This window comes from Streptomyces sp. 17_S59 (assembly GCF_056930295.1).
Window position 1 is genome coordinate 4,711,249 of sequence record NZ_JBXOWD010000001.1, and the last position, 21,245, is coordinate 4,732,493.

The following is a 21,245-nucleotide window of genomic DNA, read 5'->3' on the forward strand; positions in this document are numbered from 1 at the left end:
GGAAGTGGACGGCCGGACCCGTCCCGTACTGTCGTTCCATGCCCCGCCGCACCGCGACGATGCTCGCCTCCCTCCTGATGCTGATCGCGCTGCTCTGCGCAGGCGTGCTGATCCCCGTGCCCTACTCGGAGATGTCCCCCGGGCCCACGGTCAACACCCTGGGCGAGCACGGCGGCGAGCCGGTGCTCCAGATCTCCGGGCGCAAGACGTACCCGACCACCGGCAACCTCAACATGACCACGGTCCGTGTGACCGGCTCCCAGTACCGGATGAACCTGGTCGAGGCGCTCTACGGCTGGCTCGCGCACGACAACCTGGTCGTGCCGCACAGCACGCTCTACCCGGACGACAAGACCCCGGACGAGCTGAACCAGGAGACGGCGGAGGAGTTCACCCAGTCCCAGGAGAGCGCCAAGGTCGCCGCCCTGAAGGAGCTGGGCATCCCCTTCGGCACCCGGGTCGTCGTCGGCTCCGTGGTCAAGGGCAGCCCGGCCGAGGGCCGGCTGCACGCGGGCGACGTGATCAAGTCCGTCGACGGCACGGAGATCAAGCAGCCCGGCGACGTCGCCAAGCTGGTCACCAAGCACCAGCCCGGCGAGAAGGTGTCCTTCCTGACCGTCCCGGCCAAGGAGGCGGCCGCCGCCGCGAAGGAGAAGCGGGAGCCCAGGGCGGAGGAGACCGTCGAGCTGGTCACGAGCAAGGCCCCGGACGACAAGCGGGCCGTCGTGGGCATCCAGGCGGGGACGGACCACACCTTCCCGTTCACGATCAACATCAAGCTGGCGGACGTCGGCGGGCCGAGCGCCGGGCTGATGTTCGCGCTGGGGATAGTCGACAAGCTCACTCCGGACGACATCACCGGCGGCAAGTTCGTCGCGGGCACGGGCACGATCGACGACGACGGCAAGGTCGGGCCGATCGGCGGCATCGAGATGAAGACGGTCGGCGCGCGCTCCAAGGGCGCCCGGTACTTCCTGACGCCCAAGGACAACTGCAAGGCCGCCGCCAAGGACACCCCGTCGGGCCTCACCCTGGTCAAGGTCGACACGATCAAGGATGCCCTGCAGTCGCTGGAGAAGATCCGCAAGGGGGACACGGCCGCCCTGCCCTCCTGCAAGGCGAAGTAGGCGACGCCTTCCTGCAAGGCGAAGCGGCAGCCGTGTCCCCCGGGCGGGGACGTCAGTCCTCGAAGGTCGCCGCCAGCGCGTCCGCCAGCCCCGGCACCAGGTCGGGGCCGGTGAGGACCTCGTTCGGCGAGTCCTTCTCACGCAGCCGCAGCGCGGACTCCCGCGCTCCGTCGCGCAGCACGGCCACCGTCATCCGGACCTCCTGGCGGTCCGGGTGCTTGGCGACCCACTTGGCGAGCTGCTTCTCGTTCATGCCGTGGGGCACGGAGCCCTCGGCGGACGGCGGGAGCATCAGCCGCTCCACGGTCAGGGCGCACCCCACCACGGCCTCGGGCCAGGCGATGGTGCCGAGGAACTCGTCGAGCGCGGCGTCCCGCGGCAGCTCCTCCTGCTCGATGGGGGTGTAGGAAGGGGCCGTGCCGGGCGTCTCGTCGAGCCCGAGCTGGGCGGCCAGGCCGGGCTCCTGGGTGCGGAGCCGGGCCGTGTCGACCAGGGCGAACAGCCGCGTGGGCTGGTCCCAGCCGAGCGTGGAGGCGTACTCGTCGATCTCGAGCACGGCGCGGGTCAGCGGGCTGGCCGCCATGGGGGTGCTGGGCTCGTGGGAGCCGGGAAGGTTCGAACCGGTATTGCTGGACATGGTCAATATCGTGCCCTGAGAGGGGCCGAAATCGGGAACCGAGTAAAGCGTCGGTAAGTTGCCACAGTGGGTCCTACCATCACCTGGGCCCGATCGACGGCGCGGAACACGGGCCAACGATCTTCAGCTTCATCGACAGCGAACATTCGAGGTGCGCACCTTGGCTTTCCAGATGCCGGACCGCGGCGGAGGCCCGACAGGGCCACGGATCAGAGTCGGCCGACCGTCCCGGCGGGTCCGGACCCTGCTGACGACCCTGGGCGTGCTGGCGGTGCTGGCCATGCTCTTCGTCATGTTCGCGGGGTTCTGGACCGACTGGCTCTGGTACCGCTCGGTGCACTACTCCTCGGTCTTCACCACCACGCTCGGCACCAAGATCGGCCTGTTCGCCGTCTTCGGCCTGCTGATGTCCCTGGCGGTGGGGACCAACATCTGGCTGGCGCACCGGCTGCGGCCGCCGCTCAGCGCGATGTCGATGGAGCAGCAGAGCCTCGACCGCTACCGCATGAGCATCGCCCCGTACAAGAAGTGGGTGCTGCTGGCCGTCGCCGCGCTGACCGGCCTGGTGGCGGGCGCCTCCGCCGCCGGTCAGTGGCGCACCTGGCTGCAGTGGGTCAACGGGGTCTCCTTCGGGCAGAAGGACCCCCAGTTCCACAAGGACATCTCCTTCTACACCTTCGACCTGCCCTGGTACCGCTTCCTGCTGAGCTTCGGCTTCGCGGCGGCCGTGCTGTCGCTGATCGCGGCCGCGCTGGTGCACTACCTCTACGGCGGGCTGCGGCTGACCAGTCCCGGCCACCGGGCCACCGCCGCGGCCACCGGCCACCTGTCCGTGCTGCTCGGCCTCTTCGTGACGCTCAAGGCGGTCGCCTACTGGCTGGACCGGTACGGGCTGGCGGTGAAGTCCAGCGGGCTGAAGTCGACCGAGGGCTGGACGGGCCTGCGCTATGTGGACGCCAACGCCTTCCTGCCGGCCAAGACGATCCTCTTCATCATCGCGCTGATCTGCGCGGTGCTCTTCTTCGCGACGCTGTGGCGGCGCACCTGGCAGCTGCCGGTGATCGGCTTCGGCCTGATGGTGCTCTCGGCGGTGCTGATCGGCGGGCTCTACCCGGCGATCGTGCAGAAGTTCCAGGTCCAGCCGAACGAGCAGGCCAAGGAGACGCCGTACATCAAGCGGAACATCACGGCCACCCGTGAGGCGTACGGCATCGACGGCGCCGACGTGAAGGACTACGCGGGCAAGAGCGAGCTGGAGGGCAAGGACCGGCAGAAGCTGCGCGCCGCCGCGGACTCCACGGCCAGCATCCGCCTCCTCGACCCGAACATCGTCTCGCCCACGTTCCAGCAGCTCCAGCAGGTGAAGGGGTACTACCAGTTCCCGTCCACCCTGGACGTCGACCGCTACAAGGTGGACGGCAAGGAGCAGGACACCGTCATCGGTCTGCGCGAGCTGAACATCAACGGCATTCCCGAGCGCAACTGGATCAACGACCACTTCAAGTACACCCACGGCTACGGCGCCATTACCGCCAAGGGCACCACCGCCGTCGGCGAGGGCGACCCGGCCTTCACCGAGCGGGACCTGCCGACCAAGGGCGCGCTCGGCACGTACGAGCAGCGGGTGTATTACGGCGAGAAGACCACCCAGTACTCGATCGTCGGCGGCCCGCAGAAGGAGCTGGACTACTCCGGCGACAAGGGCGAGAAGAGCTACAGCTACGAGGGCAGGAGCGGGGTGGGCCTCGCCAACCCGGTCACTCGCGCCGCGTATGCGGTGGCCTTCGGCGAGCCGCAGATCCTCTATTCCGGCGCCATCGGCGAGGGCTCGCGGATTCTCTACAACCGGACGCCCAAGGAGCGCGTGGAGTCGGTCGCCCCGTGGCTGACGATCGACGGCGACGCCTATCCGGCGGTGGTCGACGGACGCATCCAGTGGATCGTCGACGCCTACACCACGACCAACGGCTATCCCTACGCCTCGCGCACCACGCTCGGCGACACGACGGCCGACTCGCTGACCAACGGCCAGCGTGCGGTGGTGGCCCAGCAGAACCAGGTCAACTACATCCGTAACTCGGTCAAGGCGACCGTGGACGCCTACGACGGCACGGTGAAGCTGTACCAGTGGGACACCAAGGATCCGGTGCTCAAGACCTGGATGAAGGCGTTCCCCGGCACGGTGAAGCCGAAGAGCGCGATCAGCTCCGGCCTGATGGACCACCTGCGCTACCCGCAGGACCTGTTCAAGGTCCAGCGTGAACTGCTGACGCGCTATCACGTCACCAATCCGGGCACGTTCTACACGGGCAGCGAGCGCTGGCAGGTGCCGGACGACCCGACCAACAAGTCGGGCAATGCGGTGCCGCCGTATTACCTGAGCATGAAAATGCCGGACCAGGCCGCGCAGGCCTTCTCGCTGACCACGACGTTCACGCCGAAGAGCCGGGACAACCTCGGCGCCTTCATGGCGGTCGACGCCGATGCGAAGAGCCCCGGATACGGCAGGATCCGCATTCTGAAACTGCCCTCGGAGACCACGACTTCGGGTCCCCAGCAGGTGCAGAGCAAGTTCAACGGCGATCCGGAAATCGCCAACAAGATCAATATCCTGAAGCGCGGCGATTCCGAGATCGAGTACGGAAATCTGCTGACCGTCCCGCTCGACGACGGGCTGCTCTACGTGGAGCCGGTCTACGTGCGCGGCGCGGGATCCAACTTCCCGCGCCTGAAGAAGGTGTTGGTCACCTACGGCAACAAGACCGCCTTCGAGGACGACCTCGGCAAGGCGCTCGACGCGGTGTTCGAGGTGAAGGGCCAGGAGGTGCCCAAGCCCCCGACCGAGGGCGGCACCACCCAGCCGCCGTCCGGGAACACCGAGAACCCCACGGTCAAGCAGGCCGTGAAGGATGCTCAGGACGCCTTCGAGGCAGGGCAGAAGGCGCTCGGCGACAAGGACTGGGCGGCCTACGGCAAGGCCCAGCAGCAGCTCAAGGACGCCCTCGACCGGCTCGCCAGGGCCGAGGCCGCCGCCCCGGGCGGCGGTGCCAAGCCCGGCAGCTAGCCCCGGCCCCGCCCCGCGCCGTGGTACGGTTGTTCCACAACGGCGCGGGGTGGAGCAGCTCGGTAGCTCGCTGGGCTCATAACCCAGAGGTCGCAGGTTCAAATCCTGTCCCCGCTACTCAAAGACAAGGCCCGGAGTTCTCGGACTCCGGGCCTTGTCGTGTACCCCTGCGCGGAGCCGGGCGTAGGCGGCCCTCCGGGGTACGGACGGAAGATCGCTGTCCGCTGTCCGGGTGGTCTGTGCGGGTTGTGTGCGGGGCCTTTGATTAGAGTTTGGAGCACCGCCGTGTCGGGAAGTCGGGAAGTCGACAAAACGCTGAAGTGACCTCACTGGCTGCGGTATTCCAGGTGTACGCAGGTTGCGGGAGTGCGACGATGGGACGTATGGGGGACAAGGCGAGGCTGTTGGAAACACGTCGGCTTGTAGGAGCTCCCGGCCACGGGAGCGATCGGGACGACCGGGACCCGTCGTCGTACGGACCGGGGAAGGGCTCCGCCCCGGAGGCCGGTCTTGCCGCCGAAGCGGCCGACCTGGAGCTGGAGACCGCCCGCCGCCGCGCCGCCGAGTCCGGCGACCCCGCCTCCCTGAGCATGCTCGGCGCCCTGCTGCTCCGCCGCGGCGACCTCGACGGCGCCGAGCGCCATCTGCGCGCCGCCACCGCCGAGGGGGACCGCTCCGCCGCCAACAACCTGGGCGTCCTGCTGCACCAGCGCGGCTACGCCGACGAGGCCGCCAGCTGGTGGCGGGTGGCCGCCGTGGCCGGCTCCGCCGCCGCCGCGCACGCCCTCGGCCGCTACCACCGCGAGCGCGGCGACGAGCCCGCTGCCGAGTACTGGCTGCGCCAGTCCGCCGAGTCCGGGCACGCCCTGGGCGCGTACGCGCTGGCCGACCTGCTGGAGCACCGCAGCGACGTGGGCGCCGAGCGCTGGTTCCGCTCTGCCGCCGAGCGCGGGCACCGCGAGGCCGCCTACCGGCTGGCCCGGATACTCGACGGCCGCTCGCCCCGGCCCTCCGCCCTGTCCGAGGGGCTCGGCGGCGTGCTCGGCGGCAGCCTCGGCCCCGCCCCCGGCGGCGGCCGCCCGGTGGCCGTGGGCGGCGGCGACACCTCCGTGCGCGAGCTGCGCGCGGCCGCCGCCGGGGGCCGCCCGGCCGGCGAGGCCGAGCAGTGGTACCGGCAGGCCGCCGCCCGCGGCCACCGGCGCGCCGCCCTGCACCTGGGCACCCTCCTGGAGGGGCGCGGCGAGACGCAGGAGGCCGCCCGCTGGTACCTGACGTCCGCCAAGGACGGCGAGCCGCGCGCGGCCTGCGCCCTCGGCTTCCTGCTGCGCGACACGGGCGACACCGACAGCGCCGCGACCTGGTGGCGCCGCGCCGCCCAGGAGGGCGACGGCAACGCCGCCAACGCCCTGGGCGCCCTGCACGCCGAGCGCGGCGAGCCCCAGCAGGCCGAGCGCTGGTACCGCACCGCCCTGGACGCGGGCGACGTCAACGGCGCCTACAACCTCGGCCTGCTCTGCGCCGAGCAGGGCCGCACCGCCCAGGCCGAGCAGTGGTACCGCCGCGCCGCCTACGCCGGCCACAAGGAGGCCGCCAACGCGCTGGCCGTGCTGCTCCTCCAGAACGGCGACCCCGCGGGCGCCGAGCCGTGGTTCTCCAAGGCCGCCGAGGCCGGCAGCGTCGACGCCGCGTTCAACCTGGGCATCCTCTACACCGGGCGCGACCAGGAGCGGCAGGCCCTCGAGTGGTACGAGCGCGCGGCCGCCGCCGGGCACACGGACGCCGCCCTCCAGGTCGCGATGGCCCTGCTGCAGAACGGCGGGGCCGAGGACGCGGAGGAGGCGGAGCGGTACCTGCGCACCGCCGTGCGGGGCGGCAGCGCCGAGGCGGCGTTCCGGTTGGGCGCACTGCTCGACCGCGACGACCACGCCCGTGACGAGTGCGAGCAGTGGTACGAGCGGGCCGCCCGGCAGGGCCACCGGCGGGCCCAGGTGCGCCTGGGCATGCTGGTCGCCGAGCGGGGCGACGTGGTGGGCGCCGCCCACTGGTACCGCGAGGCGGCCCAGGCGGGCAGCCGCAACGGCGCGTTCAACCTGGGGCTGCTGCTCGCCCGGGAGGGCAGCGAGCAGGAGGCGGCGCTGTGGTGGGCCCGGGCCGCGGAGGCCGGGCACGGCCGCGCCGCGCTGCGGCTGGCCCTGCTCGCGGCGCGCCGCGGCGACCTCGCCGAGGGGCGGCTGTGGTGCGCGCAGGCGGTCGAGCTGGGCCCGGCGGAGGTCGCCGAGCGCGCGGCGCGGCTGCGCGACGCCCTCCAGCAGGAGCTGACCGCCTAGCCCGCGGCGGCCGGCCTCAAGCCGGGGCCTTGAGCCGGGGTCTCAAGTTGGGATCTTGAGCCGGGGCCTCGAGCCTGGTCGCCAAGGCATTTGCGCCCGGAGTCACGAACGGGTTAGGGTGGCATCACCGACGCGGGGTGGAGCAGCTCGGTAGCTCGCTGGGCTCATAACCCAGAGGTCGCAGGTTCAAATCCTGTCCCCGCTACTCCGTACGAAGGCCCGGATCCTCAGGATCCGGGCCTTCGTCGTCATGCCGTGGCGCAGTCCGGGCAGATTCCGCGGTAGGTCACCTCGACGGCCGAGACCGTGAAGCCGAAGCGCTCCTCGGACGGGAGGCCGGCCAGCAGGTCCCCGGCGGGGTGGACGTCGCGGATCGTGCCGCACCGGGAGCACACCAGGTGCTGGTGCGCGTGGTGGGCGTTGGGGTCGTAGCGCTTGGCGCGGCCGTCCGTGCTCACCTCGAGGACTTCGCCCAGCGAGACCAGCTCGCCGAGCGTGTTGTACACCGTCGCGCGCGAGATCTCCGGCAGCAGCTCGGCGGCCTTGGCGTGCACTTCGTCCGCGGTGTAGTGCACGTGGTCGCCGTCGAGCACTTCGGCGACGACGCGCCGCTGCGCGGTCAGCCGCCAGCCGCGTCCCCGGAGCCGTTCCAGCAGGTCACTCATGCCATTCACCTATCAGTCAGATAGGACCAGCGTAGCAGCGGGCCCTGTCCATCCATGGATTCGGTATTCATATGGCCTCTATCTTGACTTGGACTAAGTCCAATGTAGGATCGATCTCGGTTCGGGCCAAGGACCCGGTTCCGGACCAGAGCAGACGATTCTGACGACGGAGGCGTACGTGTCGACGAACGGCGAGGCGGCAACGGTGACCGGTCCGCTCACCACGGAGTCCGGTGCTCCGGTCGCGGACAACCAGAACAGCGAGACCGCGGGCGTCGGCGGCCCCGTCCTGGTCCAGGACCAGCTGCTGCTGGAGAAGCTCGCGCACTTCAACCGCGAGCGGATCCCGGAGCGCGTGGTGCACGCCCGCGGCGCCGGCGCCTACGGCACCTTCACACTGACCCGTGACGTGTCGCAGTGGACCCGCGCGAAGTTCCTCTCCGAGGTCGGCAAGCAGACCGGGACCTTCCTGCGCTTCTCCACCGTCGCGGGCAACCTCGGCTCGGCGGACGCGGTCCGCGACCCGCGCGGCTTCGCGCTGAAGTTCTACACCGAGGAGGGCAACTACGACCTCGTCGGCAACAACACCCCGGTGTTCTTCATCAAGGACGCCATCAAGTTCCCCGACTTCATCCATACGCAGAAGCGCGACCCGTACACCGGCTCGCAGGAGGCGGACAACGTCTGGGACTTCTGGGGCCTGTCGCCCGAGTCCACCCACCAGGTGACCTGGCTCTTCGGCGACCGCGGCATCCCGGCCTCGTACCGCCACATGAACGGCTACGGCTCCCACACCTACCAGTGGAACAACGCGGCCGGCGAGGTCTTCTGGGTCAAGTACCACTTCAAGACCGACCAGGGGATCAAGAGCCTCACCCAGGCGGAGGCCGACAGGCTGGCCGGCCAGGACCCCGACAGCCACCAGCGCGACCTGCGCGAAGCCATCGAGCGCGGCGACTTCCCGACCTGGACCGTGCAGGTGCAGATCATGCCCGCGGCCGAGGCGGCCGGCTACCGCTTCAACCCGTTCGACCTGACCAAGGTGTGGCCGCACGAGGACTACCCGCCGATCGAGATCGGCAAGCTGGAGCTGAACCGCAACCCGGAGAACATCTTCGCCGAGGTCGAGCAGTCGATCTTCAGCCCCGCCCACTTCGTGCCCGGCATCGGCCCCTCCCCGGACAAGATGCTCCAGGGCCGCCTCTTCGCCTACGGCGACGCGCACCGCTACCGCGTCGGCATCAACGCCGATCACCTGCCGGTCAACCGCCCGCACGCCACCGAGGCGCGCACCTACTCCCGTGACGGCTTCCTGTACGACGGCCGCCACAAGGCCGCCAAGAACTACGAACCCAACTCCTTCGGCGGCCCGCTCCAGACGGACCGGCCGCTGTGGCAGCCCGTCCCGGTCGCCGGGGGCGCGGGCAACCACGCCGCTCCCTCGCATGCCGAGGACAACGACTTCGTGCAGGCGGGCAACCTCTACCGCCTGATGTCGGAGGACGAGAAGGAGCGCCTGATCGCCAACCTCGCGGGCTTCATCGCGAAGGTCTCGCGCGACGACATCGCCGAGCGGGCGGTCAGCAACTTCCGCCAGGCGGACCCCGACTACGGCAAGCGGCTGGAAGCCGCGGTCCAGGCCCTTCGCGGCTGACCCCTCTTTGCGGCTAGACCGCCGCCGCTCTCGCGGAGGTGGTTGCTCGCCGCGGGGGTTGCTCAATGGCCGCTTGCCGTACAAACCGGAGAGGCCGGACGCCAATGGGCTCCGGCCTCTCCGGCATCTCACACCGTCATCGCCTGCGCGTGCTCGCGGACCGGCACCCAGCAGCGGATGATGTCGCGCACCGACACCACGCCCACGGTCTCCTCGCCGTCGAGGACGATCAGATGCCGGAACTCGCCGCGGGACATGGCCGCCGCGGCCTCCTCCAGCGTCCAGTCGGGCGCCGCGAAGACGACGTCCGTGGTGGTGTGCCCGTGGGCGGTCTCGCGGTCGGGGTCCTGCCCGGCCCCGACCGAGTCGAGGATGTCGCGCTCGGTGAGGATGCCGGGACCGCTGTGGTCGGGATCGAGCACGACTGCCGCGCCTATCCTGCGCGCGGACATCAGCCGTGCGGCCTGCCGGAGGGTGTGAGCGGGGCCGATGGTGAGGACCACCCTGCTCATGGCGTCGCGGACGAGCATGGCCTTGAGCCACCTCCTTCGTGGACTGCGGGTCACCGACTGCGCGTCATCGACTGCGCGTCAGCCCCGGAACCGTGAACTCCACAGCGGAGTTCACAAGTTCACAAGCGTCGGGCTGTCATCGTCACACGCCGCCACCAGGACCGACAAGGGGTGGGCGGTACCGGATTTTGCCCGTCTTTTACGGCCGGAGATAGCTCAGCAGCTCGTCGTGCAGCAGGCCGTTGGACGCGGCGGCGTTCCCGCTGTGCGGCCCCGGACGCCCGTCCAGGCCCGTGAACACACCGCCCGCCTCCTCGACGATGACCACGTTCGCCGCCATGTCCCACAGCGACAGCTCCGGCTCCGCACAGATGTCCACCGACCCCTCGGCGACCATCATGTACGGCCAGAAGTCGCCGTACCCGCGCGTCCGCCAGCAGTCCCGCGTCAGGTCCAGGAAGCCGGGCAGCATGCCGCGCTCCTCCCAGCCCGACAGCGAGGAGTACGCGAACGACGCGTCCTCGATCCGGCCGACCCGCGAGACCTGGAGCCGCGAGGCGGACGACAGGCTGCGCCCGGTGTAGGCGCCCGCACCCTGCGCCGCCCACCAGCGCCTGCCCAGCGCGGGAGCCGACACCAGCCCCACCACGGGGTGGTAGCCGCCCTCGCCCTGCACCGTCAACGAGATCAGCGTGGCCCAGACGGGCACCCCGCGCACATAGTTCTTGGTCCCGTCGATCGGGTCGATCACCCAGCGGCGCGGGCCCGAGCCCTCGCTGCCGAACTCCTCGCCCAGCACGGCGTCGCGCGGCCGGGCGCGATGGAGCTGGCCGCGGATCAGCTCCTCGGCGGCCTTGTCCGCCTCGCTCACCGGGGTCATGTCCGGTTTGGTCTCGATCTTGAGATCGAGGGCCTTGAACCGGTCCATGGTGGCCGCGTCGGCGGCGTCCGCCAGAACGTGGGCCAGACGCAGATCATCGTGGTAGTCCGACATGGTTTGCACACTACCTGCGGCCACGGCCAGGTCACGCGCGGCGCGGCCTGCCGTGCCTCTTGACACCGTACGGCGGTGCGTCAATTCTGAGCCTCGGCCACAACCGTCGTGCACTACCGTCGTGCGGCCGTACGGCCGGGGAGGCGACGATGCCCGCGGCACGAGAGCTGTTACTGGACGCGGCCTACACGGCGCTCGCCGCCCGGCCCTGGCACGGGGTCAGGATGGTCGACGTCGCAGCCGCCGCCGGGGTCTCCCGGCAGACGCTCTACAACGAGTTCGGCAGCAAGGACGGCCTGGCGCGCGCCCTGGTGCGCCGCGAGGCGGACGCCTTCCTCGCCGGGGTGGAACGCTCCCTCGTCGGCACCGCCGCCCGCGACGACGCCGACGCGGCCGACTGCTGCGCGGCCGCCGCCGTGTGGACCCTGCGCACAGCCCGCTCGAACCCCTTCGTACGGGCCGCGCTCACCGGCTGCCGCGGCGACCGGCTGCCGCCCGCCGCCGCACCGCCCGTCCCCGGCCCGCGCACCCCGCCCGGCGCCCGGCCGCACCGGGGCGCCCCCGCCCCGGCCGTCCTCGCCGAGCGGCTCCGCGACAGCGCGGCCGCGGCGATCGGCGGCCCGGAGCCCGGTGACCCCGGCGACACGGTGCACCGGGCCTGCGAGGCGGCGGTCCGGCTCACCCTGTCCTACGTCGTCGCCCCCGCGGCCACGGACGAGGAGGCCGCCGGCGAGATCGCCCGCCTGGTCCGGGCCCTGCTCAGTGCCCCGAGCCCGACAGCTGGAGCCCGATGACCCCGACGATCACGAACGCGATCGACACCAGCTTCAGCGTGGACACCAGGTCGCCCAGGAAGACCATGCCGTAGATCGCCGTCCCGGCCGCGCCGATGCCCGTCCACACCGCGTACGCCGGGCCCACGTCGAGCTTCCGCAGAGAGAGCGTCAGCAGCCCGAAGCTGCCCAGCGCGAAACAGGCGAAGGCGATCGTCGGCCAGAGCCGGGTGAAGCCGTGCGAGAGCTTGAGACAGACGGCGAAGCCGGTTTCCAGGATCCCGGCGACCACGACCAGCAGCCACGCCATCGCCATCCGATTGCCTCCCGTCCGTGGACCGCCCCGTCTGCCCCGGGCCCCTCATGCCCTTGCCGCTGACGGTCACTCGCAAACGTGGACGATCACAAACGTAGGCGATCAGTCGCCCTCGCGCCGCTCCCGGGTCGCCAGCAGCCGGCGCAGCGAGTAGAGGCGCTGCGGCTCGGCGTGGCCGTCCGCGGCCCACTGGTCCAGCGCGCAGTCCTGCTCGTCGTGGCTGCACGCGCGCGGGCAGTTCTCGGTGCCCGGCTCCAGATCCGGGAAGGCGTGGATGACGCGCGCCGGGTCGATGTGGGCCAGCCCGAACGACCGCACGCCCGGGGTGTCGATGACCCAGCCGTCGCCGCTCGGCAGCGGCAGGGCCAGCGCGGAGGTGGTGGTGTGGCGGCCGCGGCCGGTGACCGCGTTGACCCGGCCGGTGGCCCGCTGCCGGTCCGGCACCAGGGCGTTGACCAGCGTGGTCTTGCCGACGCCGGAGTGCCCCACGAAGGCCGTGATCCGGCCGTTCAGCCGCTCCCGGACCTGCTCGGCGGCATCGCCGTCGGCCAGCTCGTCCCGGCTGGTGACCACGTACGGGACGCCCAGCGCCCCGTACGACTCCATCAGCTTCTCGGCCGGGGCGAGGTCCGACTTCGTCAGCACGAGCAGCGGCTCCAGCCCCGCGTCGTACGCCGCCACCAGGCAGCGGTCGATCAGACGGGGGCGCGGCTCGGGGTCGGCGAGGGCGGTGACGATGGCCAGCTGGTCGGCGTTGGCGACCACCACGCGCTCGTACGGATCGTCGTCGTCGGCCGTGCGGCGCAGCACCGAGCTGCGCTCCTCGACCCGGACGATGCGGGCCAGGGTGTCCTTGGCGCCGCTGAGGTCGCCGACGACGGCGACCCGGTCGCCGACGACGACTCCCTTGCGGCCCAGCTCGCGGGCCTTCATCGCCATCACCGTCCGGTCCTCGACCAGGACGGTCAGCCGGCCGCGGTCCACGGTGAGGACGAAGCCCTCGGCGGCGTCCTCGTGCTTGGGGCGGATGTTGGTGCGGGGGCGGTTGCCCTTGCGGTTGGGGCGGACGCGGACGTCGTCCTCGTCGGTGTGCTTGCCGTAGCGGCGCATGGGTCTTCCAGGTCTCTCAGCTTCTCGGCGTCGTCGTCGCCCCCGCGACGGAGCCGAGCATCCCGGTCCACAGCTCCGGGAAGTCGGGCATGGTCTTGGCGGTGGTCGCGACGTTCTCCACCCGGACGCCGTCGACCACGAGGCCGAGCACCGCGGCCGCGGTGGCCAGCCGGTGGTCCTCGTAGGTGTGGAAGACGCCGCCGTGCAGCGGGCGCGGACGGATGATCAGTCCGTCCTCGGTCTCGGAGACGTCGCCGCCGAGTTCGTTGATCTCCTTGGCCAGGGCGGCCAGCCGGTCCGTCTCGTGCAGCCGGAGGTGGGCGATGCCGCGCAGGACGGACTCGGAGTCGGCCAGCGCCGCGACCGCCGCGATCACCGGGGTCAGCTCGCCGACCTCGTGCAGATCGGCGTCGATGCCGGTGATCCGGCCCGTGCCGGTGAAGGCCAGCCCGGCTTCGGTCAGCTCGCAGCTGCCGCCCATGTCGGTGAAGATCTGCCGCAGCCGGTCGCCCGGCTGGGTGGTGTGCTCGGGCCAGTCGGGGATGGTGACCCGGCCGCCGGTGACCAGGGCCGCCGCCAGGAACGGCGCGGCGTTGGACAGGTCCGGCTCCACGACCAGGTCGCGGCCGAGCAGGGCGCTGGGGGAGACCCGCCAGACGTTCGCCTCGCCCCCGGACTCGGGGGTGTCGACCTGGGCACCGGCCGCCCGCAGCATGTCCACGGTCATGCGGATGTGCGGCATCGACGGCAGGACGGCGCCCACGTGCCGCACCTCGACGCCCTGGTTGAAGCGCGGGGCGGACAGCAGCAGGGCGCTGACGAACTGGGAGGACGAGGAGGCGTCGATCTCCACCGTGCCGCCCTCGAGCGCCCCGGCGCCGTGCACGGTCAGGGGAAGCGCGCCGCGGTCGTTGTCGTCGATGCGGGCGCCGAGCGCGCGCAGCGCGTCGATCACGCCGTGCAGCGGCCGCTCGTAGCTGCGCGGGTCGCCGTCGAAGCGGATCGGGCCGTCGGCCAGGGCGGCGACGGGCGGCAGGAAGCGCATCACGGTGCCGGCGTTGCCGACGTCGACGGTGGCCGGGCCGTGCGGGTGGGCGGGGATCACCCGCCATGCCTCGCCGGTGTTGTCCGGGCCGCCCGCGACGGAGGAGCTGGACGACACAGTCTCTTCGATGCCCACGCCCATGGCGCGCAGCGCCTCGGCCATCAGCAGGGTGTCGCGGGAGCGCAGCGGGCGGCGCAGCCAGCCCGGCTCCGAGGCCAGGGCGGCGAGCACGAGGCCACGGTTGGTGACCGACTTCGATCCGGGCACGGTGACGGTCGCGTCGACGGCTCCGGTCGCGAGGGGGGCGGGCCAGAGATCGGTGTGCTCGGTGCTCTCGGTCATGCCCTTACCTTACTGAGGTTCTCCTCGTGCTCCGCTCCCGTGCAGCTCGCGGCCACCGGTCACAGCCCGAGCAGCCAGCGCCCGCCCGCCGCCAGCGAGGCCAGCGACACCACGTGGAAGAGCAGCAGCCAGCACACGGGCGGCAGGCCCGTCAGCCGGGCCAGCTGGTCGGCGTCGGAGTCCCGGGCGCCCCCGTGCCGCCGCTTCCGCTGCAGCTCGAACGGCGGCCGCACCCCGCCCAGCAGCAGGAACCACACCACCCCGTACGCGAACGCGGCCTGCACCTGGGGCCCGCACAGCCACGACACCAGCACGAACGCGGCCCCGGCCAGCACCACCGTGAGCGCCCCGTACGCATTGCGGATCATCACCAGCATCGCGGCGAGCAGGGCCGCGGCGCCCCACAGCAGCGCGGTGGTGTGCCCGGCGGCCAGCAGCGCGGCCCCCGCCAGCCCCAGCAGCGAGGGCGCGGTGTAGCCGGCGGCCGCGGTGAGGATCATGCCGGGCCCGGTCGGGCGGCCGCGCGAGACGGTCAGCCCCGAGGTGTCCGAGTGCAGCCGTATGCCGTCCAGGCGCCGCCCGCTGAGCAGGGCCACCAGCGCATGACCGCCCTCGTGGGCGATGGTCACGGCGTTGCGGGTGATCCGCCAGACCCCGTACGGGGTGACGGCGGCCAGGGCGATGACGCCCGTGACGGCTATGAGCCAGGTCGAAGGGTGCGGCTGGGTGCCGACGACGCGCTCCCACAGGTCGGTCGCGGTGGTACTGCTGTCCATCTGTGGGCCGCTCCTTGCGGGTTCGTGGCAGTGTGGCACTCATGTGCGGTCGATATGCGGCGAGCCGGCGGCCGGAGGACCTGGCCGGTCTCTTCGGGGTGGAGAAGTGGGAACCGGAGGAGACGCTGGCTCCGGACTGGAACGTGGCGCCGACGAAGAGCGTCTACGCGGTGCTCGAACGTCCCTTGAAAGACGCAGCGGACCGGCGTCCGGTTCGCCAGCTGCGCGCACTGCGCTGGGGCCTGGTGCCGTCGTGGGCCAAGTCCCCGGAGGGCGCCGCACGGATGATCAACGCCCGGGCGGAGACCGTCCACGAGAAGCCCTCCTTCCGCCGGGCCTTCGAGAGCCGCCGCTGCCTGCTGCCCGCCGACGGCTACTACGAGTGGGTCACCGGCGCCGACGAGCGCGAGCTGGAGGAGCAGGGCCGCCGCAAGCGCACCCGCAAGCAGCCCTACTTCGTCACCCCCGCCGACGGGTCCGTGATGGCGATGGCCGGGGTGTACGAGTTCTGGCGCGACCCGACGCTGCCGCCGGACCACCCGCAGGCCTGGTGGGCGACCTGCTCGGTGATCACCACCGACGCCGACCCGGAGCCCTTCGCCGGAGCCGGGGCGGGCCCGGAGCCGGGGCCGCGCTCCCTGGCGGAGATCCACCCGCGCATGCCGCTCGTCCTGCCGCCCGACCGCTGGTCCGCCTGGCTGGACCCGGCGCGCACGGAACCGGAGGAGCTGCGCGGGCTGCTGGCCCCGCCGCCGTCCGGGCTCGTCCGGGCGTACCCGGTCGCCACGGCGGTCAGCGACGTCCGCAACAACGGCCCGGAGCTGCTGAAGGAGCTGCCGGCGCCGGAGGAGTCGACGCTGTTCTGAGCACCGGGGGCGGCAGGATGGAGCACGTGACCACGAAGATCGCGAAAATCGCGGAGACCGTGCAGGACGTGCCCACCCCGGCCGGCGACGCCCGCATCCACTGGCACCTCGCGCCGAAGGCCCGCCTCGTGCTTGCCCTCGGGCACGGCGCGGGCGGCGGCGTCGAGGCCCGCGACCTGCGGGCGCTCGCCGCCGAGCTGCCGCGGAGCGGGGTGACCGTGGCGCTGGTGGAGCAGCCCTGGCGGGTGGCCGGAAAGGCCGGGCGGGGTGGCGGGAAAAGAAGCGTGGCGCCCGCGCCGGGGAAGCTGGACGAGGCGTGGCGGGCGCTGTGGCCCGCGCTGGCCGCGCCCGGCCTGCCGGTCGTCGCCGGGGGCCGCAGCGCGGGGGCGCGCGTCGCCTGCCGCACCGCTGCCGGGCTGGGCGCGGCCGCGGTGCTCGCGCTGAGCTTCCCGCTGCACCCGCCGGGCAAGCCGGAGAAGTCCCGGGCCGAGGAGCTGACCGCAGCCGGGCTGCCCGTCCTGGTGGTGCAGGGCGCACGTGATCCCTTCGGCCGGCCCGAGGAGTTCCCGCCCGGCACCGACCCGGTCGAGGTGCCCCACGGGGACCACGGCTTCGCGGTGCCGAAGAAGGCGGGGATCACCCAGGAGGACGCCCTGGCCGTGATCGTCTCCGCGGTGGAGGAGTGGCTGCGGACGGTGTGAGTGCGCCCCCAGGGGGTGGCCGGTGGCTCTCCGCGGCGTCCGCGGGGAGCCACCGGCCACCCCCTGGCGTGCAACTGTTCGGCCCGGCGGGAATGATCCGCACGGCACTTCTGTTGAGGCGTCTGTAGCTACGACCGGCAAGACGTCAAGGAATGGGGTTCCCCGCATGGGTTCGATCGCATGCCCGTCCCGCCCGCAGTCGCCCGACCTGGGGTGGACGGTCATGGGCGTGTCCCTGCCGGCGGCGGCCGGAGCGGCGGCCGGACCGGATCGTCGTCTATTCTCCGATTCGAGCGGGTCCGCCAAGGATGCCGCCAGGGTGCTGGAGGAGGTGGGTCCGGTCACTGGGACCACGGGGGCCGATGACAGCCAGAAGCGGGATTCCGGGGAGAGCACGGTGGAGCGCAACGCTCGTTTCGAGCGCGACGCACTGACCTACCTCGACCAGATGTACTCGGCCGCCCTGCGCATGACGCGCAACGCGGCCGACGCCGAGGACCTGGTGCAGGAGACGTACGCCAAGGCGTACGCGTCCTTCCACCAGTTCCGTGACGGCACGAACCTCAAGGCCTGGCTGTACCGCATCCTGACCAACACCTTCATCAACTCGTACCGCAAGAAGCAGCGCGAGCCGCTCCGCAGCGCGTCCGAGGAGATCGAGGACTGGCAGCTTGCGCGCGCCGAGTCGCACATGTCCACCGGACTGCGCTCCGCGGAGTCCCAGGCTCTCGACCACCTCCCCGACTCCGATGTCAAGGAGGCCCTTCAGGCCATTCCCGAGGAGTTCCGCATCGCGGTCTACCTCGCGGACGTGGAGGGCTTTGCGTACAAGGAGATCGCGGACATCATGGGTACGCCCATCGGCACGGTGATGTCCCGGCTCCACCGGGGCCGTCGTCAGCTGCGCGGGCTCCTGGAGGACTACGCCCGCGAGCGCGGTCTGGTCCCGGCCGGGTCCGCTCCCGCACCGGGCGGTTCCGGCGAGTCGCACAATCGGAAAGGCTAGGACTCATGAGCTGCGGAGACCCGCACGAGACGGACTGCTCTGAAGTCCTCGACCACCTCTACGAGTTCCTCGACCACGAGATGCCCGAAGGTGACTGCGCCAAGTTCGAGGTGCACATCGACGAGTGCTCGCCGTGCCTCGAGAAGTACGGGCTGGAACAGGCCGTGAAGAAGCTGGTCAAGCGCTGCTGCGGGCATGACGACGTGCCCGCCGACCTCCGGGCCAAGGTCATGGGCCGGATCGAGCTGATCCGCGCCGGGGAGGCAGTGCCCGAGCAGGACGTGGTGGCCGAGGCCAAGGCGGCCGAGGCCGCCGGCCGGCAGGACTGAACCTGCGCCGCCGGTTCTGCGGCACCGTTCTTCGGCACCACTGATCCAAACCACCGCACCCGGGAACGTCACCCGAACGGACGGTGCAATACCCGGATGCGGCGCTCAGCGGTCGCGCCTGTGCCTATCCTCCCCATCCAGACGCCAGGACCGAAGGCCGGGGAGGATGCGCCATGGGGGCACTTCCGGCGGCGGCGCGCGTGTATATCGCGTGTGCCGTGCTCGCCGCCGCGGTGTGCGCCGTGCCCGCCGTACGGGCCGGGGCCGCCGTTCCCTGGGGCGCCGTCCTGCTGCTCGCCGGGGTCTGCGCCGTCTCCGAGCGGCTGCCGCGCTGCCCCCTGATGCTGCCGGTGCTCCTCGCCGGGGCCTTCCTGCTGCCGCCCGGGGCCGCCGGGCTGGTCGCGGTGCCGGGCGCGCTCACGGGCCGGGTGGGACGGCGGCCGGTGTGGGTGCGGCGGCTGTGGCACGCGGCGCAGTTCTCGCTGGCGGCCGACGCCGCGTCCGCCGTGTACGGGCTGTCGGCCCCGCGCGTCGTCACCGCCCCCGCCTTCCCCCGCGCCCTGCTGCCCGCGCTGGCCGCGGCGCTGGTCCTCGCCCTCGTCGTCACGGTGCTCGACGGCGGGGTGCTCGTCACCGCCGAGGGCCGCTCCCCGCGCACGGCCTGGCGGGGCCCGCTGCCCGCCGCCCTGGTGCCCCCGCTGGCCCACGGGCCGACAGGCCTGGTGATGGCGGTTCTCTGGCACAGCCCGTACGGCGCGCCGGCCGCCCTGCTGGTGCTGCTGCCCATGTCCGTCTCCGCCGGGGTCCTCGACCGCTGCCACCGCGAGCGCGCCGCGCACCAGGCCACGGTGCGGGCCCTGGTGCAGGCCGTCGACCTCAAGGACCGCTACACGCGCGGGCACAGCGAGCGCGTCGGCCGCGCCTCCGTCCTGATCGCCCGGGAGCTGGGCATCTCCGGCGACCGCCTGGAGGCGCTGCGCTTCGCGGGCACCCTGCACGACGTCGGCAAACTGGGCGTCCCCACCCGCCTGTTGCGCAAGGAGGGCCCGCTCACGCCCGAGGAGCGCCGCCTGATCGAGCTGCACCCCGAGTACGGGCACGAGATGGTGCGCGGCATCGGCTTCCTCGGCGAGGCGCGGACAGCGATCCTCCACCACCACGAGCGCCTGGACGGCACGGGCTACCCCTATGGACTGAGGGGGCGTCAGATCCCGGAGTTCGCCCGGGTGGTGGCCGTGGCCGACGCCTTCGACGCGATGACCTCCACCCGCTGCTACAGCCGCGCCCGCCCGGTCCCGGTCGCCCTCGCCGAGCTGGACCGCTGCTCGGGCTCCCACTTCGATCCCCGCATGGTCGCCGCCCTCTCCCGCGCCCTCGACCGCCACGGCTGGCACCCGGCGCCGGCTCCGGCTCCGGCTGCGTCGGCTTCGGCTGCGTCGACTCCGGCTGTGTCGACTCCTGACCTTGCCGAACCCGCAGTTCCGGCCAGCCGAAACGTCCCTCTTGATCACTGTTCGGCCCGGGCACCGCGGGACGCCGGATGAGCGCGGGGGCGGCGCGGTGTCCGGCGCCGGGCGGCCGGACGGCCCGCCCGGCCTTCGCGGACCACAGGTCCCGGGCGGAGTCCCCCGGCTCCCGCACCGTCCGCAGCGTGCACCTGGCGGCAGGCGCCGCGGCCCTCGGCGCCCTGCTCTGGACCGCCTGGCGCGGCGTCGCCCAGCCGCACATCGCCCTCGCCTACGGCGTGCTCATCGCCCTCGGCGAGGCCGCCCGCCGCCCCCGCCCGCCCGCGGGCGCCCGGGAGACCGCCCCCGTCGGCTCCGCCGGGACCCTCGCCTACGCGCTGCTCGGCGAGGTCGGCGGCGAGCCCACCTCGCACGGCGCCCCCCAGGTCGTCGCCGTCGTCCTCGGCGCCACCCTCGCCGGGGCCGTCGGCCGCCCGCCCGCGCTCGACCGGCTGGCCCGCCGGGTGCTCAGCGCCGCCTTCGCCGCCACCTGCTTCCAGCCGCTGCACGCCGCCGGCGCCCTCGGCCGGTGGCCCAGCCACAGCCCGTACTACGCCCTGTTCCTGCTGCTCCTCCTCGCCCTCACCGCCCTGTGCGACGCGGTGCTCGCCGCCGCCCTCAGCCGGGCCCGCACCGGCGGCCCCTACGGCCCGGTGCTCCGCGAGGAGCTGCGCGCGCTCCCCGGCATCGGCTCGGCGATCGGCGCGACCGGCGTCGTGCTGGCCCTCGCGGTGGCCGCCGCCGGGCTCTGGGCGCTGCCCGTGTTCTGCGTCCCGCTGCTGGTCACCCAGCTGTCCGTGCACCGCTACGAGGCCGTGCGGGCCACCCGCCGCCAGACCGTCGCCTCCCTGGCCCGCGCCACCGAGATCGCCGGCTGCACCCCCGCCGGACACGCCCGCCGGGTGGCGCTGCTGAGCCGGGCCGTCGGCCGTGAGCTGGGCCTGTCCGCCGCCGACCTCACCGTGCTGGAGTACGCGGCGCTCATGCACGACGTCGGCCAGCTCTCCCTCACCGACCCGCTGCCCGCCGGGGCCACCGAGCCGCTGCCCCAGGAGCAGCGGCGCCGCATCGCCGTGCTGGGCGCGGCGGTCGTGCGGCAGACCGGGGTGGCCCCGGAAGTCGCCCTGGTGGTCGAGCGCCAGGCGGATCCGTACCGGGACCAGCCGCTCACGGCCCGTATCGTCCGTACGGTCAACGCCTACGACGACTTCGCCGCCGACCCGGCGTGCGGCCCCCTGCGCGCGCTGGAGCGGCTCCGGCTGGCCACCGCGTACGACCACGAGCCCCGGGTGGTGGAGGCGCTCGCCGCGGTGCTCGCCCGGGGCCGCCCCGCTCCGTCCGGCCCGTGAGCCCCCGGGAGACGCGGACTGGCCCGCCGAACCCACGGGTAATGAGCGGGCGTCCGAAGGGGCATGGTTGGATGCGAAGAAGACGAAGAGAATGGCGGGAAAGCGGAAATCGGGGGGTGTCGTGGGCGCCGTTGTCGGCAAGAAGGA

The 21,245-nt window shown here is 72.5% G+C and carries 19 protein-coding genes and 2 tRNA genes; 13 read left to right on the forward strand and 8 right to left on the reverse strand.

Annotation, left to right across the window (positions count from 1 at the left end):
- Positions 1 to 38: 38 nt before the first annotated feature.
- On the forward strand, positions 39 to 1,127 hold the full coding sequence (locus AC1Z4A_RS21450) for a YlbL family protein (RefSeq protein WP_483681189.1): 1,089 nt from the start codon (positions 39 to 41) through the stop codon (positions 1,125 to 1,127).
- Positions 1,128 to 1,179: 52 nt separating this feature from the next.
- On the opposite strand, the gene AC1Z4A_RS21455 is transcribed toward AC1Z4A_RS21450, so the two are convergent.
- On the reverse strand, positions 1,180 to 1,764 hold the full coding sequence (locus tag AC1Z4A_RS21455; RefSeq protein ID WP_483681191.1) for a PPA1309 family protein: 585 nt from the start codon (positions 1,762 to 1,764) through the stop codon (positions 1,180 to 1,182).
- A gap of 172 nt (positions 1,765 to 1,936) precedes the next feature.
- Here AC1Z4A_RS21455 and AC1Z4A_RS21460 point away from each other — a divergent pair, with 172 nt between their 5' ends.
- The 4 genes from AC1Z4A_RS21460 (at position 1,937) to AC1Z4A_RS21475 (ending at position 7,360) form a co-directional block, all read left to right on the forward strand.
- Positions 1,937 to 4,828 carry a UPF0182 family membrane protein gene (locus tag AC1Z4A_RS21460; protein WP_483683671.1) on the forward strand — a complete coding sequence of 964 codons (2,892 nt, stop codon included), beginning with the start codon at positions 1,937 to 1,939 and terminating at the stop codon, positions 4,826 to 4,828.
- A 43-nt stretch (positions 4,829 to 4,871) separates the two neighbouring features.
- Positions 4,872 to 4,945, forward strand: a tRNA-Met gene (locus AC1Z4A_RS21465).
- A gap of 266 nt (positions 4,946 to 5,211) precedes the next feature.
- Positions 5,212 to 7,155 carry a tetratricopeptide repeat protein gene (locus tag AC1Z4A_RS21470; RefSeq protein ID WP_483681193.1) on the forward strand — a complete coding sequence of 648 codons (1,944 nt, stop codon included), beginning with the start codon at positions 5,212 to 5,214 and terminating at the stop codon, positions 7,153 to 7,155.
- Between the two features lie 131 nt (positions 7,156 to 7,286).
- Positions 7,287 to 7,360 (forward strand) — tRNA-Met (locus tag AC1Z4A_RS21475).
- Positions 7,361 to 7,403: 43 nt separating this feature from the next.
- Here AC1Z4A_RS21475 and AC1Z4A_RS21480 read toward each other — a convergent pair.
- Complete coding sequence (locus AC1Z4A_RS21480) at positions 7,404 to 7,820, reverse strand: Fur family transcriptional regulator (protein ID WP_483681195.1); 417 nt, start codon at positions 7,818 to 7,820, stop codon at positions 7,404 to 7,406.
- Between the two features lie 178 nt (positions 7,821 to 7,998).
- Between AC1Z4A_RS21480 and AC1Z4A_RS21485 the strand changes: the two genes are divergently transcribed.
- On the forward strand, positions 7,999 to 9,474 hold the full coding sequence (locus AC1Z4A_RS21485) for a catalase (protein WP_483681197.1): 1,476 nt from the start codon (positions 7,999 to 8,001) through the stop codon (positions 9,472 to 9,474).
- A 128-nt stretch (positions 9,475 to 9,602) separates the two neighbouring features.
- Here AC1Z4A_RS21485 and AC1Z4A_RS21490 read toward each other — a convergent pair whose 3' ends face one another.
- Both AC1Z4A_RS21490 and hisN read right to left on the reverse strand, forming a co-directional pair.
- Positions 9,603 to 10,004: a CBS domain-containing protein gene (locus AC1Z4A_RS21490; protein ID WP_483681199.1), complete on the reverse strand. Its 402-nt coding sequence runs from the start codon at positions 10,002 to 10,004 to the stop codon at positions 9,603 to 9,605.
- 181 nt (positions 10,005 to 10,185) lie between these two features.
- A complete protein-coding gene (hisN, locus tag AC1Z4A_RS21495) occupies positions 10,186 to 10,980 on the reverse strand; it encodes a histidinol-phosphatase (RefSeq protein WP_483681200.1) in 795 nt (264 codons plus the stop codon).
- Between the two features lie 149 nt (positions 10,981 to 11,129).
- On the opposite strand from hisN, the gene AC1Z4A_RS21500 reads away from it, so the two are divergent.
- Positions 11,130 to 11,774: a TetR/AcrR family transcriptional regulator gene (locus tag AC1Z4A_RS21500; RefSeq protein ID WP_483681202.1), complete on the forward strand. Its 645-nt coding sequence runs from the start codon at positions 11,130 to 11,132 to the stop codon at positions 11,772 to 11,774.
- On the opposite strand, the gene AC1Z4A_RS21505 is transcribed toward AC1Z4A_RS21500, so the two are convergent.
- The 4 genes from AC1Z4A_RS21505 to AC1Z4A_RS21520 form a co-directional block, all read right to left on the reverse strand.
- A complete protein-coding gene (locus tag AC1Z4A_RS21505; RefSeq protein ID WP_483683672.1) occupies positions 11,740 to 12,063 on the reverse strand; it encodes a DMT family transporter in 324 nt (107 codons plus the stop codon). The two genes, AC1Z4A_RS21500 and AC1Z4A_RS21505, sit on opposite strands and share 35 nt — an antisense overlap.
- Before the next feature lie 108 nt (positions 12,064 to 12,171).
- The gene (rsgA, locus tag AC1Z4A_RS21510) at positions 12,172 to 13,179 is read right to left on the reverse strand and encodes a ribosome small subunit-dependent GTPase A (protein ID WP_483681204.1); all 1,008 of its coding nucleotides are present in this window, start codon (positions 13,177 to 13,179) and stop codon (positions 12,172 to 12,174) included.
- A gap of 16 nt (positions 13,180 to 13,195) precedes the next feature.
- Positions 13,196 to 14,566, reverse strand: coding sequence for a 3-phosphoshikimate 1-carboxyvinyltransferase (gene aroA / locus AC1Z4A_RS21515; protein WP_483681206.1), 1,371 nt, complete (start codon positions 14,564 to 14,566; stop codon positions 13,196 to 13,198).
- Positions 14,567 to 14,625: 59 nt separating this feature from the next.
- Positions 14,626 to 15,342, reverse strand: coding sequence for a M50 family metallopeptidase (locus AC1Z4A_RS21520; protein WP_483681209.1), 717 nt, complete (start codon positions 15,340 to 15,342; stop codon positions 14,626 to 14,628).
- Positions 15,343 to 15,383: 41 nt separating this feature from the next.
- Between AC1Z4A_RS21520 and AC1Z4A_RS21525 the strand changes: the two genes are divergently transcribed.
- The 6 genes from AC1Z4A_RS21525 to AC1Z4A_RS21550 all read left to right on the forward strand — a co-directional run bounded on the left by AC1Z4A_RS21525 (position 15,384) and on the right by AC1Z4A_RS21550 (position 21,098).
- On the forward strand, positions 15,384 to 16,208 hold the full coding sequence (locus AC1Z4A_RS21525) for an SOS response-associated peptidase (RefSeq protein WP_483681210.1): 825 nt from the start codon (positions 15,384 to 15,386) through the stop codon (positions 16,206 to 16,208).
- Between the two features lie 26 nt (positions 16,209 to 16,234).
- On the forward strand, positions 16,235 to 16,909 hold the full coding sequence (locus AC1Z4A_RS21530) for an alpha/beta hydrolase family protein (RefSeq protein WP_483681212.1): 675 nt from the start codon (positions 16,235 to 16,237) through the stop codon (positions 16,907 to 16,909).
- A 331-nt stretch (positions 16,910 to 17,240) separates the two neighbouring features.
- Positions 17,241 to 17,915 carry a sigma-70 family RNA polymerase sigma factor gene (locus tag AC1Z4A_RS21535; RefSeq protein WP_483683673.1) on the forward strand — a complete coding sequence of 225 codons (675 nt, stop codon included), beginning with the start codon at positions 17,241 to 17,243 and terminating at the stop codon, positions 17,913 to 17,915.
- Positions 17,916 to 17,920: 5 nt separating this feature from the next.
- A complete protein-coding gene (gene rsrA / locus AC1Z4A_RS21540; protein WP_483681213.1) occupies positions 17,921 to 18,244 on the forward strand; it encodes a mycothiol system anti-sigma-R factor in 324 nt (107 codons plus the stop codon).
- 173 nt (positions 18,245 to 18,417) lie between these two features.
- On the forward strand, positions 18,418 to 19,788 hold the full coding sequence (locus tag AC1Z4A_RS21545) for an HD-GYP domain-containing protein (protein WP_483681214.1): 1,371 nt from the start codon (positions 18,418 to 18,420) through the stop codon (positions 19,786 to 19,788).
- Positions 19,785 to 21,098, forward strand: a complete 1,314-nt coding sequence (locus tag AC1Z4A_RS21550) for an HD-GYP domain-containing protein (protein ID WP_483681217.1) — start codon at positions 19,785 to 19,787, stop codon at positions 21,096 to 21,098. Before AC1Z4A_RS21545 ends, AC1Z4A_RS21550 begins: the two co-directional genes overlap by 4 nt.
- Positions 21,099 to 21,245 lie beyond the last annotated feature (147 nt).

What these genes read in the sequence shown, in the direction of transcription:
- AC1Z4A_RS21450 (WP_483681189.1), top strand. Translation starts at nt 39, where the DNA reads ATGCCCCGCCGCACCGCGACGATGCTCGCCTCCCTCCTGATGCTGATC.
- AC1Z4A_RS21455 (WP_483681191.1), bottom strand. Translation starts at nt 1,764, where the DNA reads ATGTCCAGCAATACCGGTTCGAACCTTCCCGGCTCCCACGAGCCCAGC.
- AC1Z4A_RS21460 (WP_483683671.1), top strand. Translation starts at nt 1,937, where the DNA reads ATGCCGGACCGCGGCGGAGGCCCGACAGGGCCACGGATCAGAGTCGGC.
- AC1Z4A_RS21470 (WP_483681193.1), top strand. Translation starts at nt 5,212, where the DNA reads ATGGGGGACAAGGCGAGGCTGTTGGAAACACGTCGGCTTGTAGGAGCT.
- AC1Z4A_RS21480 (WP_483681195.1), bottom strand. Translation starts at nt 7,820, where the DNA reads ATGAGTGACCTGCTGGAACGGCTCCGGGGACGCGGCTGGCGGCTGACC.
- AC1Z4A_RS21490 (WP_483681199.1), bottom strand. Translation starts at nt 10,004, where the DNA reads ATGCTCGTCCGCGACGCCATGAGCAGGGTGGTCCTCACCATCGGCCCC.
- hisN (WP_483681200.1), bottom strand. Translation starts at nt 10,980, where the DNA reads ATGTCGGACTACCACGATGATCTGCGTCTGGCCCACGTTCTGGCGGAC.
- AC1Z4A_RS21500 (WP_483681202.1), top strand. Translation starts at nt 11,130, where the DNA reads ATGCCCGCGGCACGAGAGCTGTTACTGGACGCGGCCTACACGGCGCTC.
- AC1Z4A_RS21505 (WP_483683672.1), bottom strand. Translation starts at nt 12,063, where the DNA reads ATGGCGTGGCTGCTGGTCGTGGTCGCCGGGATCCTGGAAACCGGCTTC.
- rsgA (WP_483681204.1), bottom strand. Translation starts at nt 13,179, where the DNA reads ATGCGCCGCTACGGCAAGCACACCGACGAGGACGACGTCCGCGTCCGC.
- aroA (WP_483681206.1), bottom strand. Translation starts at nt 14,566, where the DNA reads ATGACCGAGAGCACCGAGCACACCGATCTCTGGCCCGCCCCCCTCGCG.
- AC1Z4A_RS21520 (WP_483681209.1), bottom strand. Translation starts at nt 15,342, where the DNA reads ATGGACAGCAGTACCACCGCGACCGACCTGTGGGAGCGCGTCGTCGGC.
- AC1Z4A_RS21525 (WP_483681210.1), top strand. Translation starts at nt 15,384, where the DNA reads ATGTGCGGTCGATATGCGGCGAGCCGGCGGCCGGAGGACCTGGCCGGT.
- rsrA (WP_483681213.1), top strand. Translation starts at nt 17,921, where the DNA reads ATGAGCTGCGGAGACCCGCACGAGACGGACTGCTCTGAAGTCCTCGAC.
- AC1Z4A_RS21545 (WP_483681214.1), top strand. Translation starts at nt 18,418, where the DNA reads ATGGGGGCACTTCCGGCGGCGGCGCGCGTGTATATCGCGTGTGCCGTG.
- AC1Z4A_RS21550 (WP_483681217.1), top strand. Translation starts at nt 19,785, where the DNA reads ATGAGCGCGGGGGCGGCGCGGTGTCCGGCGCCGGGCGGCCGGACGGCC.